Here is a 21,886-nt window from a genome sequence, read left to right as displayed (position 1 = left end):
CACTCGCCGTCCTCAGCGGATCTTCAGGGTGGCCAGGCCGATCAACACCAGCACCACGGTAATGATCCAGAAACGCACGATCACCCTGGGTTCGGGCCAGCCCTTGAGCTCAAAATGATGATGCAGCGGCGCCATGCGGAAGATGCGTCGCCCGGTCAGCTTGTAGGAAGCCACCTGCAGGATCACCGACAGGGTCTCGATCACGAATACCCCTCCCATGATCACCAGCACGATCTCCTGGCGCGTGGTCACCGCCAGCAAGCCCAGGGCCGCCCCCAGGGCCAGTGCCCCCACATCGCCCATGAACACCTGGGCCGGGTAGGCGTTGAACCAGAGAAAACCCATGCCCGCGCCCACCAGGGCCGCGGCAAACACGGTCAGATCCCCCACCCCGGGCACATAGGGAATGCCCAGGTAGTCGGCGAAGATGGTATGCCCCGACACATAGGCGAACACCCCCAGCGCCCCCGCCACCAGCACACAGGGCATGATGGCCAGACCATCCAGGCCGTCCGTGAGATTCACCGCATTGCTCGAACCCACGATCACCAGCCAGGTCAGGGGGATGAACCACAGCCCCAGGTCAATGGCCACATCCTTGAAGACGGGCACGATCAGGGTGGTCTCGATGGGGGTCTGGGCGGTATAGAACAGGAACACGGCGGTCAGGAAGGCCACCACGCTCTGCCAGAAGAACTTGCTGCGCGCAGACAGGCCCCGGCTGTTGCCATAACGCAGCTTCAAGTAATCGTCCACCCCGCCGATAAGTCCGAATAACAGGGTGACCAGCAGCACCACCCAGACGAAGCGGTTGCTCAGATCACTCCACAACAGGGTGCTGACGGCCACCGCCACCAGGATCAGGGCACCGCCCATGGTGGGAGTTCCCGCCTTGCTGAAATGGGTCTGGGGACCATCACTGCGAACCTGCTGGCCGATCTTGTAACGGGTCAGATGCCGGATCATGGCAGGCCCCACCATGAAGGCGATCAGCAACGCCGTAAGCACGCCCAGAATGGCGCGCAGGGTCAGGTACTGGAATACATTGAAGGCCGTGTAGTACTGGCTCAGATACTCAAACAGAATGAGCAGCATGCCCATTATCTCCCGATTGTTCTTGTCGCTGCCCTTGTTCCGGCATCAATGCCGAGATCACCCGCTCCATGCGCTGCCCGCGGGAACCCTTGACCAGGACCACCACATCGGGTCCCAGGCGCCCCGTCAGCACCGCCGTCAGACGGGACTGGTCGTCGAAATGTTCCGCCCCGGCGCCGAAACCCTGAGCCGCATGCAGGCTCAGCGGCCCGACCGCCAGCAATTGTTCCACCCCCATGGACCGGGCCAGTGCACCCATTTCACGGTGCATGCCGGCTGCGTCCTCGCCCAATTCGCCCATGTCCCCAAGGACCAGGATGCGATGTCCGGGCTGTTCCGAAAGCACCTGGATCGCCGCCCGGGTGGAAGCGGGATTGGCATTGTAGCTGTCGTCGATGAGACGGCTGCCCGACGGCCCTGGTCGGGACACCAGCCGGCCCGGCACCGGCTGCATCGATGACAGCCCCCGGGTGATGGCCGTCGCGTCGGCCCCCATGGCCAGGGCGGCGGCCGCCGCCGCCAGGGCATTGAGACGGTTGTGACGGCCGGCCAGTGCCAGGGACACACGGATCCGCTCTTCCGGCAGGTGGATCAGCAGATCCTCGCCATCCATCTCGCCACGGACCCCGGCCCGTGCCGACAGGCCGAACAGGATGACCCGGCGCCCGGGATTCATGGACAGCCACAGGTCGGCATAGGGATCATCGGCATTGATCACCGCCACCCCCTCATCTCCCAGCCCCTGGAAGATCTCACCCTTGGCATGGGCAACCCCCTCGATGCTACCGAACCCTTCCAGATGGGCCGGCCCGGCGTTGGTGATCAGGGCCACGTCGGGTCGGGCAATGCCCGTCAGCAGGGCAATCTCGCCGGCATGATTGGCCCCCATCTCGATCACGCCGAAACGATCCGATTCCGACAGGTTCAGCAGGGTCAGGGGGACGCCGATGTCGTTATTCAGGTTGCCGCGAGTGGCCCAGGTCTGGCCGCAGTGACCGAGAATCGCCGCCAGCATCTCCTTCACCGTGGTCTTGCCGTTGCTGCCGGTCAGGGCCACGATCCGGGCCTGACAGCAGCGGCGCCAGCCGGTGGCCAGATCGGCCAGGGCACGCCGGGTATCGTCCACCAACACCCGGGGTCGGTCATCCTGCAGGCCAACATCCCGGCTGACCAACAGGCCGGCGGCCGGAAGTTGCGGGACGATGAAGTCATGGGCGTCGAACCGCGGCCCCTTCAAAGCGACGAAGAGTTGCCCGGCCGTCACGCCGCGGCTGTCCGTGGATACACCGCGCACGATCGCATCGGCGCCGTGCAGACGACCGCCGGTCAGCGCCGCCACCTGCGTCATGGAAAACTGCATCATGCCTCACCCTCCACCAGCCGGAGGGCCAGGGTCCGGTCACTGAAGGGACGCTGTTCATCGCCGAAAATCTGCCAGGTCTCGTGGCCCTTGCCTGCCACCAGCACCACATCCTCCCGGCCCGCCTGACAGAAGGCATGACGGATGGCGGCTTCCCGGTCGGCTTCCACATGCACCCGCGAAAGGTCGCTGAAGCCGACGCAGATGGCCTCGATGATGGCCAGCGGATCCTCATGGCGGGGATTGTCGCTGGTCACCACCACCTGGTCCGCGTAACGCTGAGCCATGGCCGCCATCAGCGGACGCTTGCCCGGATCGCGATCACCGCCGCAACCGAACACGCACCAGAGCCGCCCGCCGCAATGGGCACGCAGAGCCTGCAGCACCTGGGCCAGGGCCTCATGGGTGTGGGCATAATCCACCACCACCAGCGGCCCCCGGATGCCGCGAAAACGCTCCATGCGACCCGGAACCGCCGGACTGTGATGCAGCCGCTCCAGGGCATCGGTGAGGCTGACGTCAAGACTCAGCAGCCCCGCCAGCACCGCCAGCAGATTCTGCAGGTTGAAACATCCCAGCCAGGGGCTTTCCAGTTCGCCTTCGCCCCACGGGGTCGTGACATGGGCACGGATGCCATCGGCATGAAATTCCGGCTGGGTCGCCAACACCTGCTCGGGGCCGTCGGCCATCGCCCGCAGGCCGTAGCCCAGCACCGGGGCCTGCACCCGCTCGACCAGCAAGCGGCCGAAGGGATCATCCAGATTCACTACCGCCGTTTTCAGGCCGGGCCAGGCAAACAGCCGCGCCTTGGCCTCACCGTAGGCCTCTACCGTGCCGTGATAGTCCAGGTGATCACGGCCCAGGTTGGTCAGGATGGCCACATCGAAATCCACCCCGCCCACCCGGGACTGGTCCAGAGCATGGGATGACACTTCCATCACCACCTGATGCAGGTTGCGACGCCCCATGTCGGCCAGGAAGGCTTGCAGGGATACGGGATCCGGCGTGGTCAGGCCCGGCCGCCCCAACTCGCCATAGCGTCCGCTGCCCAGGGTGCCGATCACGCCGCAGGGACGGCTGTCACTGTCCAGGGCACCGGCCAGACACTGGGATACCGAGGTCTTGCCGTCGGTGCCGGTCACCCCCACCACCTGCATGGCACGGGAAGGATGCCCATGGAAGCGGGCCGCCAGTTCACCCATGCGCTCGCGCAACCGGGGGACGGCGATACAGGGTACCGGCACCTCCCGGGCAAGATCTTCCACCGCTGCCGCGGGCTCCCAGAGTACCGCCACGACACCCCGCCGGACCGCCTCCCGCACATGACTCAGGCCGTGGTGATGATGTCCCGCCACGGCCAGAAACACCTCGCCGGGCATTGCCCGGCGACTGTCCAGACACAGGCCCTGTACAGGGCGGTCAAGGACAGACGGAACCGGCACCATCCCGGCCAGTAGCTCCGAAAGCGGAGATTGATGTTCTTTGAGCACGGGGAGCATCATGCCGGCGCCTCCGCGGGGGAACGGGCGGCGGACCTCAGGCCGGGCAGGTTGTCTGGAGGAATGTCCATGAGACGGAGCGCGCCACGCATGACCGCGCTGAACACGGGCGCGGCCACCTGGCCGCCGAAATACTGGTCGCCACTGGGTTCATCGATGATCACCACCATCACCAGACGGGGATCGCTGGCGGGTGCCATGCCTGCAAACAGGGACAGGTACATGCCCTTGGCATAGCTGCCGTTCACCAGCTTGCGCGCGGTACCAGTCTTGCCGGCCACCCGGTAACCCTCCACGGAGGCGCGAATGCCGGTACCCTCGCGGGAAACCGCCACCTCCAGCATGTGCATGAGGCTCTGCGCGGAATGGGGACTCATGACGCGATAGGCCTCGCGGGGGGCATCGGACACGACCAGGCGGGGGGTGAACATCACGCCCTCATTGGCGATGGCGCCATAGGCCTGGGCCAGCTGCAGGGGCGTGACGGACAGACCATACCCAAACCCCATGGTGGCACGTTCCACATCACGCCAATGGAAGAAATCCCGCAAATTACCTCCGGCCTCTCCCGGGAACCCGCTACCGGTACTACGACCAAAGCCGGCGCGGTAGAAGGTCTCCCACAGCTGCTGGGGTTCGACGGCCAGAGCCAGCTTGCTCGCCCCCACGTTGGAGGACTTGCTGATCATGGTGGTCAGGTCGATCAGGCCGTAGTCGCGGATGTCGGTGACGGTGTGACGGCCCACCCGCATGCGGCCAGGACTGGTCTGAAGCAGGGATTCCTTCTGGAACTGACCGCTCTCCAGCGCTGCCGCAACGGTAAAGGGCTTGATGGTGGAACCGGGCTCGATCAGATCCGTGACGGACCGGTTGCGGGCACTGTCTCCCCGCAGGGTGCCTCGATTATTCGGGTTGTAGGAGGGCTGATTGACCATGGCCAGGACATCGCCGTTGCGGGCATCAAGGATCACCGCCGATCCTGCCCTCGCCCCATGGGCCTGCACCGCGGCCTTGAGCTCACGATAGGCCAGGTACTGCAGACGCTGATCGATGGTCAGGGTCAGGTCCTGCCCGGGTCTGGCGGGACGGATATTCTCGACGTCCCGGATGACACGCCCCAGACGATCACGCACCACCCGCTTGGCACCCGGTTCACCGGTGAGCCAGGCGTTATAGGCCAGTTCCAGACCTTCCTGGCCGCGATCATCGATATTGGTGAAGCCCAGAACATGAGCAGAGACTTCACCCATGGGATAGTAGCGGCGGTATTCCCGCTGCAGAGCGACACCAGGAATCCGCAAGGCCATGACCTGCCGCCCCACGTCCGGGGTGACATGGCGGCGCAGATAGACGAATTCCCGCTCCGCCCGCTCGGCCAGCCGCTGATGCAGATCCCGCGGATTCATCTCCAGCACGCGGGCCAAAGCCACCAGCTGCTCGGGGTGGAGCAGGGTCTCCCGAGGGTTGGCCCAGATGCTGTCCACGGGGGTGCTCACCGCTATGGGTTCGCCGTTACGGTCCAGAATCATGCCCCGGTGAGCAGGCAGGGATACCACCCGCAGATGACGCGCGTCACCCTGGCCCTGGAGAAAATCCTGCTGCAGGACCTGCAGATCCACGGCACGCGCCAGCACGGCGACAAAGGCCAGGGCGAATGCCCCCAGCACCAAGCCGCGCCGCCAGCAGGAAACCGTTGTCTTGGGCTCCGACATCAATCACTCCAGCAGGATAACGGTGGAACGGGCATCGGGCAGCCGCATGTTGAGACGACTGCCCGCCTCATCTTCGATGCGCCCATGGGTCGCCCAGGTACTCTGTTCCAGCTGCAACTGCCCCCACTCGATATTCAATTCGTCACGCAATCTCAGTTCAGCCTGTAGATCAATGAACAGCACCCGGCTTTGGTGCTTGCTGTGCACCACGGCCAGGGCGCTGGCGACCACTGCCAGAAACAGCAGGGCCAGTAATAACAGACGGCGATTCACGCAAGACGCTCGGCCACCCGCAACACCGCACTGCGTGCCCGAGGATTCGCTTCCACTTCATCATCCCCGGCCCGTTGAGCCTTGCCGATCTTCAGCAGGGTCCTCCCCGGAGGCGGCTCGGTGACAGGCAGTCCCCGCGGCACCGGCTCTCCTTGGGATTGCCGCCGAATGAAGCGCTTCACGCTGCGATCCTCCAGGGAATGGAAACTGATCACCGCCAGCCGCCCCCCCGGCGCCAGCACCGCCGGTATCTGCGCCAGGCACTCATCCAGCGCCTCCAGTTCTCGATTCACATACAGACGGATGGCCTGAAAGCTGCGCGTGGCCGGATGCTTGTGCCGTTCGTGGCGAGGGATGGCCTCGGCGATCAGCGCCGCCAACCGACCGGTCCGCTCGATGGGCATGACAGCCCGCTGTTCAACCAGATGGCGGGCAATGCGCCGGGCAAAGCGCTCCTCGCCAAGGGTCTTGAGAACCCCGGCGATCTCTGCCTCATCGGCCCTTGCCAGCCACTGGGCGGCAGACTCTCCCCGCATCGGGTCCATGCGCATGTCCAGGGGACCATCCCGCATGAAACTGAAACCCCGCTCCGGAGTATCCAGTTGAGGGGAAGACACCCCCAGGTCCAGCAACACACCATCCACCCGTCCTGCCAGGCCGCGCGCCTCAAGCTCAGGCAGCAGCCGGGTGAAGGAGGTGCGCACGAATTCAAAGCGACCATCCCCCGTAAATCGGGCAAGGGCCTCGGCTTCGGCTTCCGGGTCCTGGTCCAGGGCGATCAGGCAACCGGTTGGACCCAGCCGGTCGAGGATGGCGCCGGTATGACCTCCCCTGCCGAAGGTCCCGTCCACGTAGACTCCATCCGGACGGATGCACAAGGCCGTCAGGGTTTCAGCCAGCAGTACCGGACGATGGCCGGTCTTTTCCATCAGGTCATGACTCACAGCGTCAGAGACTCCAGGATCGAACTCAGATCGCCCTCCCGAGCCTCTTGCCGGAACCACGCCTCGCGACTGCTGTTCCACGCATCCTCGTCCCACAATTCAAACTTGTTGCCCTGCCCCACCAGTACCGCCCGTTTAGTCAGATTCGCAAATTCACGCAGGGGACCCGGCAACAGTATCCGACCGTTGCCATCCATCTCGCAGTCAGAGGCATGCCCCACCAGCAGACGCTGAAGGTTTCGCACCTGCCGATTCATGTTGGGCCGGGACATCACTTGCTGTTCGAGGATCTCCCAGTCAGGCAGGGGATAGATCAGCAGACATTGGTCCAGATGGACCGTAACGACCAGCTGACCCCGACAATGCTCCAGCAGCAGATCCCGGTACCGGGACGGCATCGCGATGCGTCCCTTGGTGTCCAGATTCAGATTGGTAATCCCTCGGAACACGACCGCTCCGGGCACCTCTGCCGATCGCAACGCCAGCCCCGCAGGAATCCATCCGACCATTCATCTCGGAAAAGCCCCGAGTCGTCGGAAAACTCCACCTGCCCCCACATAAATCCACTTTTCTACACTATATGGATCGGCTCAGCGGGGTGTCAAGAAAAACGCCCTTACCAGGCCCAAGATTTATGCTTGTGTCACAAATACTTACAAAACCTGCTGCAAGGAACACGACCATACGACCCTATCCATATCAGGGTTTGCAGATTAATCATAGGGTTGCAAAATAAAGGTAATAATCCACTCAAGCATTGATGAGTGAATCCCGGGATTGACGGATCCGGTTCAAGCCGAACCGGAATCATGAGGAGGGAAGTGGAGCCGGCCGATAAGCCGGGTTCTGTCGGGGACAGTCATTCATCTGGGACGCATGTCACCATGCGCCTCGAGCAGCCTACCCGGGTGCAGTGCGGGCCGCACCAATGCACCCCTATTTGGCCTTGCTCCGGGCGGGGTTTACCCTGCCGCGGCGTGTTGCCACCCGCGCGGTGCGCTCTTACCGCACCATTTCACCCTTACCTGTGCCCGAAGGCCATCGGCGGTATCATTTCTGTGGCACTTTCCGTCGGCTTGCGCCGCCCAGGCGTTACCTGGCGCCCTGCCCTGTGGAGCCCGGACTTTCCTCCACGACTGTCAAAGCCGCAGCGACTGTCTGGCCGGCTCCGTCTTCATTGTATGTAAGTTCAGGAACCGAGCACAAGACGGGCGAAACCGCTCAGCAGGCTCTGAAGACGTCATTGACGCAACTCAAGCCCCCGCTGATAGAGGGTATTTCTGGAGATGCCGGTGATCTCCGACGCCAGACGAGCCGCCGCCTTCAACGGCAACTCTCCCAACAGCAAGCGCAACACGCGCTCCGCCTCCGTTGTCAGTTCACCCGTCTCCTGCCGTGAGGCCCCGGACACCAGCACCACGAACTCGCCGCGCCCGTGATTGGGATCTTCCGCCTGCCATTGCACCAGCCCCGACAGGGTATCCCCCTGCAACTGCTCAAAGGTCTTGGTCAGCTCCCGCGCCACCACCGCCCGGCGATCCCCCCCGAGCACTTCGGCCATGTCCGCGAGGGCATCACCGATACGGTGACTGGACTCGTAGAAGATCAGCGTGCTGGGGATGTCCCGCAGGGCTTGTAGACGCTTGCGCCGTGCCAGCTCCCTGGCGGGCAAAAAACCCTCGAAGAGAAAACGGTCCGACGGCAGGCCGCTGGCGGAGAGAGCGGCGATCAGGGCACACGGCCCCGGAACGGGAGAGACACGAATCCCGGACTCACGGGCTGCGGCCACCAGCCGAAAACCGGGATCACTGATCAGGGGGGTACCGGCATCGCTGACCAGGGCAATGGACTCACCCTGCGCAAGACGGGACACCAGCGCCGGGACCTGCTGCTCCTCGTTGTGTTCATGCAGACTGACACGCGGCGTGGCCAGTCCGAAATGGGTCAGCAACCGACCCGTGTGGCGGGTATCCTCCGCCGCGATCAGATCCACCTCCCCCAGTATCTGCAGCGCACGACGGGACATGTCGGAGAGATTGCCGATCGGTGTTGCCACCACATATAAAACACCCGCCTCAATTGACACACTGCACCCCGGCCAAGATACTGGAAACCCCACAAAACGGTTCGCCAGTCTAACCCGCCCCGCCGGGCGGGAGAACCCATGACCCCGTGTGCGCCATGCGACATATCGTCCTGCCCCTGCTGATTGCATTGCTCCTGTCGGCCTGCGCCGGCATGCCCCGCCCCGCGGACCCGCCCACGGACATCCTGACCCGCGCCGCCCTGCTGGAACAGGAGGGGGCACACCGGGCGGCAGCCTCTGAATACCTGGCGGCCGCGGAGCGACTGCGGGGGAGCGACAAGGCGCGCGCCCAGCTCAATGCGGTCGACCTGCTGCTGCGCCCCCCGGTTGAGCCGGAGGCCCTTGAGGAGGCCTCGCGGATCCTGAGCCAGGTGGAGGACCGGCATCTGGATACGGTCGGCAAGGCTCGCCGCGCCGAGCTCAATGCCCGCATCACCTGGATGGAAGGGGATCCGCAGACCGCCCTGGGCCACCTGCCCCCTTCCCTGGACACCCTCCCCATCGGCCTGGCTGCGCGCATCCTGGAGACACGGGCCGGCATCCTCGCCGACCAGGGCCGCTGGCATGAAGCCCTGGAAACTCGCATCCGTCAGGGTACCCTGTATCAGACTCCCGAAGAGCGTCTGGCTAGCCAGGAAGCCCTGTGGGCCATGCTGCAACAGATCCCGGCCCGCCAATTACCGGACCTGACGGCGCGTAGTGGCCGCTTCGAGGCCCGCGGCTGGCTGAGCCTGGCGGAACTGGCCCACGACACCCCACCGCGACTGGCGGCCCTGGAAACACGACTGGACGCATGGCAAAGGCAGTTTGACGGTCATCCGGCTACTCCCCGCTTCCTCGACCGCCTGCGGCAACAATGGGCGACCTACGGACACTTCCCGGAACACGTGGCGGTGCTGCTGCCGCTGACCGGGCGCTTTTCCACCGCGGCTCAGGCCATTCTTGAAGGCATCCTCGCCGCCTACTACGACAGCCCCGCCGACAACCGGCCGGAACTGCGCATCCACGATACCGGCGAGCAAGCGGAATCCGCCTGGACCCACTATCAGCAGGCCATCGCCGATGGTGCCCGCGGCGTCATCGGCCCTCTGGACCGTCAGGCCGTGACCCTGTTTGCCCAGCGCGAATCCCTGCCCATACCGGTCCTGGCGCTGAACCATGCCGAACCCCAGTCCACCTACCCCTCCGGCCTCTATCAGTTCGGCCTCAACCCCGAAGCCGAGGCCATCCAGGCGGCCGAGCGGGCCATCCTGGAAGGACGTCAGCGCGCCGTCATCCTGATGCCCCGCACCGAGCTGGGTGAACGTCTGCAACGCGCCTTCCGTGACCGCTTCGAGACCCTGGGCGGCCAGGTGATCAGCACCCAGTTCTTTGCGCCGGAGGCATCGGACTACGGCGCCTCCATCATCGCCGCGCTCGATATCCGTGATCGCAGCGGTCGTACCGGACGGGACGCAGCGCCCGTGCCGCGGGAGGACGTGGACTTGATCTTCCTGTCGGGCAGTCCCCGCCAGGCCAGACTGCTCTGGCCCCAGCTACGCTTCCATCGCGCCGGACAGATTCCGGTACTGGCCACCTCCCATGTGTATTCCGGGCGGCCCGATCCCCGTCAAGACCAGGATCTGGACGGCCTGGTCTTTGCCGACATCCCCTGGCTGCTGGAAGGCGCCAACCCCCGCCCGGAACTGCGCTCGCGCCTGGACGCCCAGCTCTCGGGCAACACACTCCAACTCCCCCGCCTGACAGCCCTGGGTTTTGACGCCCTTCAGATCTTCCCACTGCTGGAACGGCTCTCGGAGCGCCCCAACGAACGTTACCAGGGCGTGACCGGTGGACTGCGCATGGATGCCCACGGACACATCACCCGGGACCTGAACTGGGCACGCTTCATCGGCGGCCGCCCGCGGCTCGTCGGACAGCCCGAGCTACCCGTGGCGGATCAGACCCAATGAGCCGCAAAGCCCAGGGTGACGCGGCGGAAGCCCGGGCTCGCAGCTTCCTGGAACGTCAGGGGCTACGGTTTGTCACTGCGCAGTTCCGCTGCAAGGTGGGGGAAATCGACCTGGTCATGGACGATCAGGGTACCCTGGTCTTCGTCGAGGTGCGTCAGCGCCGCTCCGCCCGCTTCGGCGGCGCCGCCGCCAGCATCAACGGCCGCAAACAGCGCCGTATCCTGGCGGCGGCGGCCTTTTATCTTCAGATTCATGGCTGCAATCGCCCGGCCCGGCTGGACGTGGTGGCCATCGAATCCGACAACCGTCTGAACTGGATACCCAACGCCTTTGAGGCCAGCCCCTGAGTCGCCCGCCCGCATGAGCCTGCAAGACATCATCCGTCGCACCTTCGCCGAAACCGTTGAAACCCAGCAAAGTGCCGCCCTGATCCTCTCGGACACCATCGAGCAGGCGGCCGCGTGCATCCTGGAAACCTTCCTCGGCGGACACAAGCTCCTGATCTGCGGCAACGGCGGTTCCGCGGCCGACGCCCAGCATTTCGCCTCCGAACTGGTGAACCGGTTCGAACACGAGCGTCCCGGCCTGCCCGCCGTGGCCCTCACCACGGACACATCCACCCTCACCTCCATCGCCAATGACTACGCCTATGATCAGGTCTTTGCCCGGCAGGTCCGGGTCCTGGGCCAGAGTGGAGACGTGCTGGTGGCCATCTCCACTTCCGGCAACTCCGCCAATGTCCTGGAAGCCATCAAGGCGGCGCGGGAACGGGATCTGCGGGTAGTGGCCTTCACCGGTCGTGACGGCGGCGCCCTGGCCGGCCTGCTGTCGGACCGGGATATCGAAATTCGCGCCCCGGCGGACCGCACCGCTCGCATTCAGGAGGTTCACCTGGTGGTGATCCACGTTCTGTGCGATCTGATTGACCGGCAACTGCTGGGCATCCGCTAGGGAGCCCCTCCGGCCATGGCACTGTCCGACGCATCGCCACCCACGCAACCGCCGCTGCCCGAGGCCCTGCTCCGATCCCTGGAAGCGGCGGTGGGCACGGACAACCTGCTGACCCGGGCCGCCGACCGCTGGCCCTACGGTGGCGACAACTCCCGTCTGCATGCCCCCCCTCAAGCCGTGGTCTTCGCCACCCACACCGAGCAGGTACAGGCCGTGGTACGCAGCTGCCGGGAACACCGGGTGCCCGTGATCGCCCGCGGACGCGGCACCGGCACCACCGGCGCCACGGTCCCGGACCGGGGTGGCGTGGTACTGAGCCTGGAGCGCATGGACCGTATCCTGGAACTGGACCCGGACAATCGGCTGGCGGTGGTCCAGCCCGGCGTCACCAATCAGGCCCTGCAGGATGCGGCCGGCCGTCATGGCTTCTTTTGGCCCCCCGATCCCACCAGCGCCGCCTATTGCACCATCGGCGGCAATCTCGCCTACAACTCCGCCGGCCCCCGGGCGGTCAAGTACGGCACGCCCCGGGACAACACCCTGGGGCTGACCGCCGTCACCGGCCGCGGGCAACTGCTGCGTACCGGCGTCCACACCACCAAGGGCGTGGTCGGCTACGACCTCACCCGACTGCTGATCGGCTCCGAGGGGACCCTGGGCATCATCACCGAGGCCATCCTCAAACTCACCCCGCTGCCGGAGGACAAGCGCACCCTGCAGGCGGTCTATGAATCCATGGATGCCGCCGCCCAAGCCGTCTCCCGCATCATGGCCCAGCCGGTGGTGCCCTGCGCCCTGGAATTCATGGACGGTCGCGCCATCGAGATGATCCGCCACTATTCCGAGGCGACGCTACCCGCGGGCGCCGGCGGCTTGCTGATGATCGAGGTGGACGGACTGGCGGCGGGGCTGGATGCCGCGGCGGAAAGGGTGGCGGCGGCGGCCCGGGGGACAGGCTGTCTGTCGGTGGAACTGGCCCGCACCGGAGACGAGGTCAAGGCCCTTTGGGCCACCCGCAAGGCCCTGTCACCGGCCCTGCGCACCATCGCGCCCAAGAAGATCAACGAAGACGTGGTGGTACCGGTGTCGAAGATTCCCGCCCTCATCAACGGGCTGGAACACCTGGGTACAGACCATGGCATCACCATCGTCAGTTTCGGTCATGCCGGCAACGGCAACATCCATGTCAATCTGCTGGTGGATCCGGACGACGCGGCGCAGATGACGGCGGCGGATGCCTGTCTGGACGGGGTATTCGATCTGGTACTGGGCCTACGGGGCACAATCTCCGGGGAACACGGCATCGGACTGGTGAAACGCCCCTTCGTGGCCCGGGAACTGGGAGAAGAAGCGCTTTCACTGATGCATGCGGTCAGGCAAAGCTTTGACCCGGACGGCATCCTCAATCCGGGCAAGGGCCTTCCCTCTGCCACGGACACGACCGCCTGAGGCTTACTTGACCACCCGGAGGCTCGGTCCCTTGCGGCGACTACCTTCAGCCTTGCCGCCACTACCGTCATCATCCCCGCCGGAAGACGGTGGTTCGTCTCCGTCCTCTGACTCGGCAAACATCATCCCCTGGCCGTTCTCCCGGGTATAGATGGCCAGCACCCGGTCCACGGGGATCATCACGTTCATGGGGCGACCCCCGAAACGGGCATTGAAGGTCACGGCTTCATTGCTGATCAGCAGGCCGCTGACCGCCAGGGGGGCCACATTGAGCACGATGCGCCCGTTTTCCACGTACTCACGGGGAACCACCACCTCTGCGGCGGCATCCACCAGGAGGTGGGGCGTCATGTCGTTATCCACAATCCATTCATAGATGGCGCGGATGAGATACGGTCGACTGGAAGTCATGGCAAGGCTCGAAAGACAATGAAGTGCGGATATAGCCGGGACCGGAGTCAGTGCATCTCCTTCTCGGCCTCGGTCAGGCTCTGCCGGAAGGCATCCCGGGCAAACATGCGCCGGGCGTAGTCACGAATGGGGGCCGGCAGCTTTTCCAGCGGGATCCCGTAATGAGGCAGTCGCCACATGACCGGCGCAATGGCCGCGTCCACCAGACTGAATTCATCACTGAGAAAATAGGGCTTGATGGCGAAGATCTCACTGGCCGCCACCAGGCTCTCGTGCAGGATCTTGCGGGCTTTGGCGGCCTGCTTGTCCGGGGTGGCATCCAGGCTTTCCAGGCCACGGTACCAGTCCATCTCCACCCGATAGAGGGCCAGACGGGCGGTGGCGCGGGCCACCGGATCCACCGGCATCAGGGGAGGATGGGGGAAACGCTCGTCGAGATATTCCTGGATGACCTGAGTGCCGTAGAGCACCAGTTCCCGATCCACCAACGTGGGGACCGAATTGTAGGGATTCAGGTCGGAAAGGTCTTCGGACTTTTCGCCTGGTTCAAGCTGGTGGATGTCCACCGTGATGTCCTTTTCAGCCAGCACGATCCTGACCGAATGACATCGCGGACAGGTGGGTGCTGAAAAGAGCGTCATGACGGATCTACGATTGGCGATTAACGCCATGGAGGCTCTCCGGTCGGTCGGCCGACAGGATCCAGGCGGCCGGCTGGAAAAAAGGGGCATCCCTGCCCCTTTCCTGGAACGACGATCAGTGTACGTCTCTCCAGTATTCCTTCTTCAGCAGGTAGGCCACGAAGGTAAAGAAGGCCAGGAACAGGAGCACCCACTTGCCCAGCTCGTGACGCTCCACCTTCACGGGGTCCGCCACATAGGCCAGGAAGTTGGTGATGTCACGGACCACTTCATTGTATTCCTCGGTGGTCAGCTTGCCTTCGGCAACCTTCTCCAGCTTGATGTCGCCGTCTTCACCCACATTGGCCTGCCAGCCCTGCAGTTCCCACAGGACATGGGGCATGCTCATGGCTTCAAAGATGGCATTGTTCACGCCCATGGGACGGCTGTCATCCAGGTAGAAGCTACGCAGCATGGTGTAGATCCAGTCCGTGCCCCGCAGGCGGGCCGTCAGGCTCAGGTCGGGCGCGGGCTGACCGAACCACTCTTCCGCATCATCGGGTTTCATGGCGATCTTGATCAGCTCGCCGACACCCGTCTGGTCACCGGACTGGTCGCGGGTATGGATGAACCGTTCCCGCAGCTGATCGTCACTCAGACCCAGGTCATTGCCCATGCGGTTGTAGCGCTTGAACTGGATCGAATGACAGCCGATGCAGTACTGGAAGAAGTACTCCGCGCCACGCTGCAGGGAGGCCGTATCGGTCATGTCGATATTGGCCCGATCCAGGGGCTTGGCAGGTCCGGCCGCCAGCGCCGCAACGGGCGCCGCGCAGACCATCATGAACACGAGTGCAATTGTCTTTTTCATCACGAAGTCACCCTCGCCGGAACCGGCTTTTCCTCGTTGAGCTGGGTGTACAGGGGCAGCAGCAGGCAGATCACCAGGTACACGGTCGGAATGAACCACATGGCCACCAGCAGAGTCTGGTCGACACCGGCCTCAAGGCGCAGGTAATCCCAGTAGGTGTAACCGCCCACCAGCACCAGGAAGGACAGCCAGCTGAACAGGGAAGACCGGGGCTGGCTATGGAACCAGAGCACGAAGAAGAACAGCAGGTAGACGGCCGTCAGGCGCAGACCCAGTTCGGCATAGAAGGGCTCCACCGGCTTCAGACCCAGATAGCCCAGCACCACGAAGGTCAGACCGAAGAACACGATGTTGAACTTGTGGATGGTGCTGCGATAGCGCCAGGACTTGATCGGATTGCGGTCGATCCAGGGCAGGAAGAACAGGATCAGCACGGCGCCGAACATGAGCAGCACGCCCAGGAACGGATCGGGCACCGCCCGCAGCACGGTGTAGAAGGTGCCGAAGTACCATACCGGGTGGATCAGTTCAGGGGTCACCATCGGATCGGCCATCTGGAAGTTGGCCTTCTCGATGAAGTAGCCGCCGGCCTCGGGGGCAAAGAACACCACCGCGAAGAACAGGATCAGGAACACGCCGAAACCGAACAGGTCCTTGACGGTGTAGTAGGGATGGAAGGGAATGCCGTCGGCGGGATGACCATTGCTGCCGGTGAATTTCTTGATTTCCACGCCGTCCGGGTTGTTGGAGCCCACGGCATGCAGAGCCACGATGTGCACGAACACCAGCATCACCAGCACCAGCGGCAGGGCCACCACGTGCAGGGCGAAGAAGCGGTTCAGAGTGGCATCGGAGATCAGGAAGTCACCCCGGATCCAGGTCACCAGATCACCGCCGACCACGGGAATGGTCGCAAACAGGTTCACGATTACCTGGGCACCCCAGTAGGACATCTGACCCCAGGGCAGCATGTAGCCGGCAAAGGCTTCCGCCATGAGCACCAGGTAGATGGCCACACCGATGATCCAGATCAGTTCACGGGGTCGCTTGTAGGAGCCGTACATCAAAGCCCTGAACATGTGCAGATAGACCACGATGAAGAAGGCCGAGGCCCCCGTGGTGTGCATGTAGCGGATGAACCAGCCCCACTCCACGTCGCGCATGATGTATTCGACGGAGGCGAACGCCAGCTGGTCGTCCGGCTTGTAGAACATGGTCAGGAAGATACCGGAGACGAACTGGATCACCAGGACCAGGACGGCCAGGGATCCAAAGTAGTACCAAAAATTGAAATTCTTCGGCGCATAGTACTCGGCCAGATGCTCATTCCAGGTCTTGGTGAGCGGGTATCTGGCGTCGATCCAGTCTACTAGAGCTCTCATGCGGCAACTCCTTCGTCATCCTCGCCGATCATGACGAGGGTCTCCGACAGGTACTTGTGGGGCGGAACCGCCAGGTTGATCGGGGCAGGCACGTTACGCCATACCCGGCCGGCCAGATCGAAGCGCGAGCCGTGACACACACAGAAGTAACCACCGCGCCATTCACTGCCCAGATCAGGGGGCGTCAGTTCGGGGCGATAGCTGGGGGAGCAACCCAGGTGGGTACAGATACCGATCAGAATCGAATACTCCGGCTTGATGGAGCGGGTTTCGTTCTGGCAGTAGACCGGCTGCTGGGACTCCACGGTGGAATCCGGGTCCGCCAGACGGGGGCGATTCTCGGGCAGCAGTTCAAGCATCTGCGGGGTTCTGTGGGTAATCCAGATGGGATTGCCCCGCCATTCCACTCGAATGAGCTGTCCCGGCTCCACCTGAGAAACATCCACTTCAACCGGTGCACCTGCCGCCTGGGCGCGGGCACTGGGCGCCCAGGATGCCAGGTAGGGGTAGGCCACCGCGACGACACCTGCACCGCCGACCACGCTGGTGGCCGCGACCAGGAATCGCCGTCGACTCTGGTTCACGCCTTCGTTAGCCATCAAAAAGATCTCCAATTGAGTTCCAAAAAAACCGCTGGTTTCCGGGCACCCCTCATCGGCCGGGCACTGAAAATCCCCTCGCCGATCCAAAGACCCGTCAACCCGTCGGGGCACTCAAAACGATGTAGGATTCCCGAAGACGCCCACAACGTCAAGAGGAAACACCCCGCCCTCCAACAACTATCTGATTCAAATAGGGTTCTCTATATCTACGAATTCATGAGAAAGTGCTAATGTTCTCGCCAGGTGCTCACCCAGCGCCCTGGGTCCGTAACGCTCGGTGGCATGATGCCCGGCGGCAAAGTAATGAATGCCCGCCTCCCGGGCCACATGCACGGTCTGCTCCGAGACCTCGCCGCTGATGTAGGCGTCCAGCCCCAGCTCCGCCGCCCTCTCGACCATGCCCTGGGCGCCCCCGGTACACCATCCAAGGCGACGGATCATCTCCGGACCGCCGGGAATCCAGAGTGCCTCGCGCCCCAGGCGCCTGGACAGGCGCTCCCCGAGCGCTTGCGCCGACAGCGGGGCATCCGGCACACCGAAGAAGCCCACGCCATCGGGACGCAGGACGCCCTGCACCTGAAAATCCAGCAACCGGGCCAGTTGGGCGTTATTCCCCAACTCCGGGTGCGCATCCAGCGGCAGATGGTAAGCCAGCAGGCTGATGTCGTGGGTCAGCAGGAGACGCAATCGCTCCCGCTTCATGCCGACGATCCGGGCATCCTCCCCCTTCCAGAAATAACCATGGTGTACCAGCAGGGCATCCGCGCCCTGCTCGATGGCAGCCTCGATCAGCGCCCGACTGGCGGTCACGCCGGTCACAAGACGGGAAACGTGAGGCCTACCCTGAACTTGAAGTCCGTTGGGGCTATAGTCGGTGAATGCACCCACATTGAGCAACGTGTCGACATGGCTGATCAGGTCCCGAAGAGCGACCATAAGCTCATCTCCATATTGCAATGTTGGCGGGCCATGACCCTACACCATTATGGTATGTTATTGCCATGACTCCGATCAGTCGTTTCCTGCTTCAGGTAGTGGGCGTCGGCCTTGCCGTGGCCGCCCTCATGCTGCTGTTCTTTCCCGACCTGCTGCGGGAACCTCGCCCCGTGGTGGAGGTGCGACAAAGCGAGCGCGCCACCCTGACCGGCCCCATGACGGGTCCGGTGTCCTATGCCGATGCCGTAAGCCAGGCCGCCCCGGCCGTGGTCAACATTCACACCCGCAAGACGGTGGTGCAACGCAGCCACCCCTTCATGGACGACCCCCTGTTCCGGCAGTTCTTCGGTGATCGCTTCGACAATCCCCGACAACGTACCCAGACCAGCCTGGGCTCCGGCGTGATCATCAGCCCCCAGGGCTTCATTCTCACCAACAATCACGTCATCGAGGGCGCCGACGAGATCGAGGCCCTGCTCGCGGATGGGCGCAGCGTGGCGGCCACCGTGGTCGGCACCGACCCCGAGACCGACCTGGCCATCCTGAGGATCGACGTGGCCGGGCGCACCCTGCCCAGCATCGTGGTCGGCGCCTCCGCCGGCCTGCGGGTGGGTGACGTGGTCCTGGCCATCGGCAATCCCTTCGGCGTGGGCCAGACCGTGACCCTGGGCATCGTCAGCGCTACCGGTCGCAGTCGCCTGGGCATCAACACCTATGAAGACTTCATCCAGACCGATGCCGCCATCAATCCGGGCAACTCCGGCGGCGCCCTGGTGAACGCCCATGGCGAACTGGTGGGCATCAACACCGCCATCTTCACCCGTTCCGGCGGCTCCCAGGGCATCGGCTTTGCCATTCCGGTGGACCTGGCCCGGGACGTGATGACCCAGATCATCGAAAAGGGCACCGTGGTGCGCGGCTGGCTGGGCATCGAGGTCCAGGAGATCACGCCGCAACTGGCCCAGTCCTTCGGCCTCCCGGATGCCCGCGGCATCCTCATCGCCGGGGTGCTCTCCGGCGGCCCGGCGGCCCGGGCCGGGATCCGCCCCGGGGATGTCATCACGCACCTGGACGGTGACCGGGTGAATGACGCCCAAGATGCCCTGAACTTCATTGCCCGCCGCAAGCCCGGCGAGACCCTGGCTATCCAGGGGGTGCGCGAGGGCCGGCCGGTACAGATCCGTGCCGAGGTGGGTCAGCGGCCGGCCGTGCGCAGGTCGTCCTGATCCGGGACCGCCCCAAGGCGTCAGAGCACGGCCTCAAGGGCCGCCAGGAAGCGGGCGTTTTCCTCCGGCGCCCCCACCGTCACCCGCAGGCAGTCGGCCAGCAGGCCGCCCTGCCCCGACAGGTCCTTGATCAGCACCCCGCCGGCACGGATCCCCTCGAAGATCTCCCGCCCCCGGGCGGACGGCACCCGGAACAGGATGAAATTCGCCTCACTGGGGAAGGGCTCCACCCCCGGCAGGGCCGCCAGGGCCTTGAACAACGCCTCCCGGTCCCGGCGAATCCAGGCCGCCTGCTCATCCAGCACCCGGTGATGGGCCAGTGCAAATTCCGCCGCCGCCTGGGTCAGGACATTGATGTTGTAAGGCAGGCGGACCTTGTCCAGTTCCCCGATCCACGCCGGCATCCCGCATAGATAACCCAGCCGAAGCCCGGCCAGCCCCAGCTTGGAGACGGTACGCATCACCAGCAGGCGCCCGTCGCTGCCCACGTCCGGCAGAAAGCTGTCCCGGGCAAAGGGACCATAGGCCTCGTCCACCACCACCAGCCCGGGTGCCGCCCGGATCAGCGTTTCCATTTCGGCCCGCGGCCAGAGATTGCCGGTGGGATTATTGGGCCAGGCCAGGAACATCACGGCCGGCCGGTGTCGTTCCAGCGCCGCCAGCATGGCCGACATGTCCAGGGAAAAGTCCGGCTTGAGGGGGATACCGACAAACTCCAGGCCCAGCCAGCGGGCCACCATCCGGTACATGACAAAGCCGGGCTCCGGCGCCATCACCACCCGCCCGGGACCGGACACGGCCATGAGCAGGATCTGGATCAGTTCGTCGGAACCGTTGCCCAGCAGCAATGCCGCCTCGCCGGGCACCCCCATCACCGTGCGCAGACGGGCCACGAGTTCGGTGCCCTTCGGGTCCGGATACCGGTTGACCGGCAGCCGACTCAAGGTCTCGGCCCAGGCATCGCGCAAGTCCCGCGGCCACTCATAGGGATTTTCCATGGCATCCAGCTTGATCAGGCCCCGGGCCGAGGGCACGGGGTAGGCGGACAGTTCACGGATCCCGGTCCGGATCAGGTGTTCCGGGCAAGGTGCCGTCACGGCTTGGGCGTCTTGGGGCATGGTATCGTGGACACAGGCAATGGGAACAGGCTCAGCGTTCATCAACCTTGGGGTCGATGCGGTATTCCGCCGAACAGGCATGGGCGACCAGCCCCTCCCCCCGGGCCAGCACGGAGGCGGTCCGACCCAGATCGGCGGCCCCGGCGGCGGAGCAGTGAATCAGGCTGGAGCGCTTCTGGAAGTCATAGACCCCCAGGGGCGAGGAAAAGCGCGCCGTGCGGGAGGTGGGCAGCACGTGGTTGGGACCGGCACAGTAGTCACCCACGGCCTCGGCTGTGTGACGCCCCAGGAAGATGGCACCGGCATGGCGAATGCGCCGGGCCATGGCCTCGGGCTCGGCCACGGACAGTTCCAGATGCTCCGGCGCCACGTGGTTGGCCACCTCCACGGCCTCGTCCAGATCCCGTACCCGGATCAGGGCACCCCGGGCAGCCAGGGACGTACGAATGATCTCGGCCCGGGGCATGCGCTCGAGCAGGGCATCCATGGCGACCGCCACCGCCTCCAGGAAGTCTTCGTCGGGACTGACCAGGATGGCCTGGGCGTCCTCGTCATGCTCGGCCTGGGAGAACAGGTCAGCGGCAATCCAGTCAGGGTCGGTCCGGCCGTCACAGACCACCAGAATCTCGGACGGCCCCGCCACCATGTCGATTCCCACGGCCCCGAAAACCATGCGCTTGGCAGTGGCCACATAGATGTTGCCGGGGCCCACGATCTTATCCACCTGCGGAATGGTCCCGGTGCCGTAGGCCAGTGCCGCCACCGCCTGGGCCCCGCCGATGGCAAACACCCGATCCACCCCGGCCACGGCCGCCGCCGCCAGCACCAGGTCGTTCACCTGCCCGTCCGGCGTGGGTACCACCATGATCACCTCGGGTACCCCGGCCACCTTGGCCGGGATCGCGTTCATGATCACCGAGGAGGGATAGGCTGCCTTGCCGCCGGGCACATAGAGTCCGACCCGATCCAGGGGGCTCACCTGCTGGCCCAGCACGGTGCCGTCAGGCTCGGTGTATTGCCAGTCGGACAATTTCTGATGTTCGGCATAGCGGCGCACTCGCTCCGCGGCCCGTTCCAGGGCCTGCCGATGCGCCGGGGCGATGCGGGTCAGGGCCTGGTCAAGCCGATCCCGGGAGATCTCCAACTCAGCCACCGCGGTCTTTTCCAGGCGGTCGAATCGGGCCGTGTATTCCAGCACGGCCGCGTCGCCCCGATGTCGCACATCGGTCAGGATGTCGCGCACGGTGGTGAACACGGCCTCGTCGGACACGCTCTCCCAGGCCAGCAACTGATCCAGTCGTGCGCGGAAATCGGCTTGTCGGGAGTCCAGGCGATTGATCTGCGGCATGGGGACGCCTCGAAACGGAATGGATTGGCTAGTGTAACGTGCCCTTCTCCC

21 protein-coding genes and 1 other RNA gene are annotated in these 21,886 nt (G+C 64.6%); 5 read left to right on the top strand and 17 right to left on the bottom strand.

The window, feature by feature from the left end; translation table 11 throughout:
* Nucleotides 1–12 precede the first annotated feature (12 nt).
* From mraY to rsmI, 9 genes are all read right to left on the bottom strand, one after another.
* Complete coding sequence (gene mraY, locus ECTPHS_RS01835) at nt 13–1,095, bottom strand: phospho-N-acetylmuramoyl-pentapeptide-transferase (protein WP_008930973.1); 1,083 nt, start codon at nt 1,093–1,095, stop codon at nt 13–15.
* Entirely contained in the window at nt 1,076–2,458 is a 1,383-nt protein-coding gene (gene murF / locus ECTPHS_RS01830) for a UDP-N-acetylmuramoyl-tripeptide--D-alanyl-D-alanine ligase (protein WP_008930972.1), read from the bottom strand. The genes mraY and murF overlap by 20 nt, the downstream gene beginning before the upstream one ends.
* Nucleotides 2,455–3,957 carry a UDP-N-acetylmuramoyl-L-alanyl-D-glutamate--2,6-diaminopimelate ligase gene (locus ECTPHS_RS01825; RefSeq protein ID WP_210386881.1) on the bottom strand — a complete coding sequence of 501 codons (1,503 nt, stop codon included), beginning with the start codon at nt 3,955–3,957 and terminating at the stop codon, nt 2,455–2,457. The genes murF and ECTPHS_RS01825 overlap by 4 nt, the downstream gene beginning before the upstream one ends.
* Entirely contained in the window at nt 3,954–5,666 is a 1,713-nt protein-coding gene (locus tag ECTPHS_RS01820; RefSeq protein ID WP_008930970.1) for a penicillin-binding protein 2, read from the bottom strand. The genes ECTPHS_RS01825 and ECTPHS_RS01820 overlap by 4 nt, the downstream gene beginning before the upstream one ends.
* Before the next feature lie 3 nt (nt 5,667–5,669).
* The gene (ftsL, locus tag ECTPHS_RS01815; protein WP_008930969.1) at nt 5,670–5,939 is read right to left on the bottom strand and encodes a cell division protein FtsL; all 270 of its coding nucleotides are present in this window, start codon (nt 5,937–5,939) and stop codon (nt 5,670–5,672) included.
* Nucleotides 5,936–6,868 (bottom strand): 16S rRNA (cytosine(1402)-N(4))-methyltransferase RsmH, encoded by a 933-nt coding sequence (gene rsmH / locus ECTPHS_RS01810; protein ID WP_141565231.1) that lies wholly within the window; start codon nt 6,866–6,868, stop codon nt 5,936–5,938. The genes ftsL and rsmH overlap by 4 nt, the downstream gene beginning before the upstream one ends.
* 11 nt (nt 6,869–6,879) lie before the next feature.
* Entirely contained in the window at nt 6,880–7,332 is a 453-nt protein-coding gene (mraZ, locus tag ECTPHS_RS01805) for a division/cell wall cluster transcriptional repressor MraZ (protein ID WP_008930967.1), read from the bottom strand.
* Nucleotides 7,333–7,702: 370 nt separating this feature from the next.
* Nucleotides 7,703–8,053, bottom strand: an RNA gene (gene rnpB / locus ECTPHS_RS13845) — RNase P RNA component class A.
* Nucleotides 8,054–8,123: 70 nt separating this feature from the next.
* Nucleotides 8,124–8,942 carry a 16S rRNA (cytidine(1402)-2'-O)-methyltransferase gene (gene rsmI / locus ECTPHS_RS01800; RefSeq protein ID WP_246828293.1) on the bottom strand — a complete coding sequence of 273 codons (819 nt, stop codon included), beginning with the start codon at nt 8,940–8,942 and terminating at the stop codon, nt 8,124–8,126.
* Between the two features lie 122 nt (nt 8,943–9,064).
* On the opposite strand from rsmI, the gene ECTPHS_RS01795 reads away from it, so the two are divergent.
* The 4 genes from ECTPHS_RS01795 to ECTPHS_RS01780 are packed head-to-tail and all read left to right on the top strand — an operon-like array spanning nt 9,065 to nt 13,321.
* Nucleotides 9,065–10,921: a penicillin-binding protein activator gene (locus ECTPHS_RS01795; protein WP_008930965.1), complete on the top strand. Its 1,857-nt coding sequence runs from the start codon at nt 9,065–9,067 to the stop codon at nt 10,919–10,921.
* Entirely contained in the window at nt 10,918–11,268 is a 351-nt protein-coding gene (locus ECTPHS_RS01790) for a YraN family protein (protein ID WP_008930964.1), read from the top strand. The genes ECTPHS_RS01795 and ECTPHS_RS01790 overlap by 4 nt, the downstream gene beginning before the upstream one ends.
* Nucleotides 11,269–11,281: 13 nt before the next feature.
* Nucleotides 11,282–11,872, top strand: coding sequence for a phosphoheptose isomerase (locus tag ECTPHS_RS01785; RefSeq protein WP_008930963.1), 591 nt, complete (start codon nt 11,282–11,284; stop codon nt 11,870–11,872).
* Between the two features lie 15 nt (nt 11,873–11,887).
* Nucleotides 11,888–13,321 carry an FAD-binding oxidoreductase gene (locus ECTPHS_RS01780; protein WP_008930962.1) on the top strand — a complete coding sequence of 478 codons (1,434 nt, stop codon included), beginning with the start codon at nt 11,888–11,890 and terminating at the stop codon, nt 13,319–13,321.
* 3 nt (nt 13,322–13,324) lie between these two features.
* On the opposite strand, the gene ECTPHS_RS01775 is transcribed toward ECTPHS_RS01780, so the two are convergent.
* From ECTPHS_RS01775 to ECTPHS_RS01750, 6 genes are all read right to left on the bottom strand, one after another.
* Nucleotides 13,325–13,732: a ClpXP protease specificity-enhancing factor gene (locus ECTPHS_RS01775; RefSeq protein ID WP_008930961.1), complete on the bottom strand. Its 408-nt coding sequence runs from the start codon at nt 13,730–13,732 to the stop codon at nt 13,325–13,327.
* A 47-nt stretch (nt 13,733–13,779) separates the two neighbouring features.
* Complete coding sequence (locus tag ECTPHS_RS01770) at nt 13,780–14,403, bottom strand: glutathione S-transferase N-terminal domain-containing protein (protein WP_040404794.1); 624 nt, start codon at nt 14,401–14,403, stop codon at nt 13,780–13,782.
* Nucleotides 14,404–14,488: 85 nt separating this feature from the next.
* A complete protein-coding gene (locus tag ECTPHS_RS01765) occupies nt 14,489–15,223 on the bottom strand; it encodes a cytochrome c1 (protein ID WP_008930959.1) in 735 nt (244 codons plus the stop codon).
* A complete protein-coding gene (locus ECTPHS_RS01760; RefSeq protein ID WP_008930958.1) occupies nt 15,223–16,605 on the bottom strand; it encodes a cytochrome b N-terminal domain-containing protein in 1,383 nt (460 codons plus the stop codon). The genes ECTPHS_RS01765 and ECTPHS_RS01760 overlap by 1 nt, the downstream gene beginning before the upstream one ends.
* The gene (petA, locus tag ECTPHS_RS01755; protein ID WP_040404830.1) at nt 16,602–17,204 is read right to left on the bottom strand and encodes a ubiquinol-cytochrome c reductase iron-sulfur subunit; all 603 of its coding nucleotides are present in this window, start codon (nt 17,202–17,204) and stop codon (nt 16,602–16,604) included. Before petA ends, ECTPHS_RS01760 begins: the two co-directional genes overlap by 4 nt.
* 189 nt (nt 17,205–17,393) lie before the next feature.
* The gene (locus ECTPHS_RS01750; RefSeq protein WP_008930956.1) at nt 17,394–18,143 is read right to left on the bottom strand and encodes a Nif3-like dinuclear metal center hexameric protein; all 750 of its coding nucleotides are present in this window, start codon (nt 18,141–18,143) and stop codon (nt 17,394–17,396) included.
* A gap of 65 nt (nt 18,144–18,208) precedes the next feature.
* On the opposite strand from ECTPHS_RS01750, the gene ECTPHS_RS01745 reads away from it, so the two are divergent.
* Nucleotides 18,209–19,369 carry a Do family serine endopeptidase gene (locus ECTPHS_RS01745; protein ID WP_008930955.1) on the top strand — a complete coding sequence of 387 codons (1,161 nt, stop codon included), beginning with the start codon at nt 18,209–18,211 and terminating at the stop codon, nt 19,367–19,369.
* 20 nt (nt 19,370–19,389) lie between these two features.
* Here the strand turns inward: ECTPHS_RS01745 and hisC are convergent, their stop codons facing one another.
* Complete coding sequence (gene hisC, locus ECTPHS_RS01740) at nt 19,390–20,487, bottom strand: histidinol-phosphate transaminase (protein WP_008930954.1); 1,098 nt, start codon at nt 20,485–20,487, stop codon at nt 19,390–19,392.
* Between the two features lie 31 nt (nt 20,488–20,518).
* A complete protein-coding gene (gene hisD / locus ECTPHS_RS01735) occupies nt 20,519–21,835 on the bottom strand; it encodes a histidinol dehydrogenase (protein ID WP_008930953.1) in 1,317 nt (438 codons plus the stop codon).
* Nucleotides 21,836–21,886: the final 51 nt, after the last annotated feature.

The organism is Ectothiorhodospira sp. PHS-1 (assembly GCF_000225005.1).
Classification (GTDB): Bacteria; Pseudomonadota; Gammaproteobacteria; order Ectothiorhodospirales; family Ectothiorhodospiraceae; genus Ectothiorhodospira.
The sequence above is the reverse complement of the archived record's forward strand: the minus strand, read 5'-3'. Positions and strand labels throughout refer to the sequence as shown.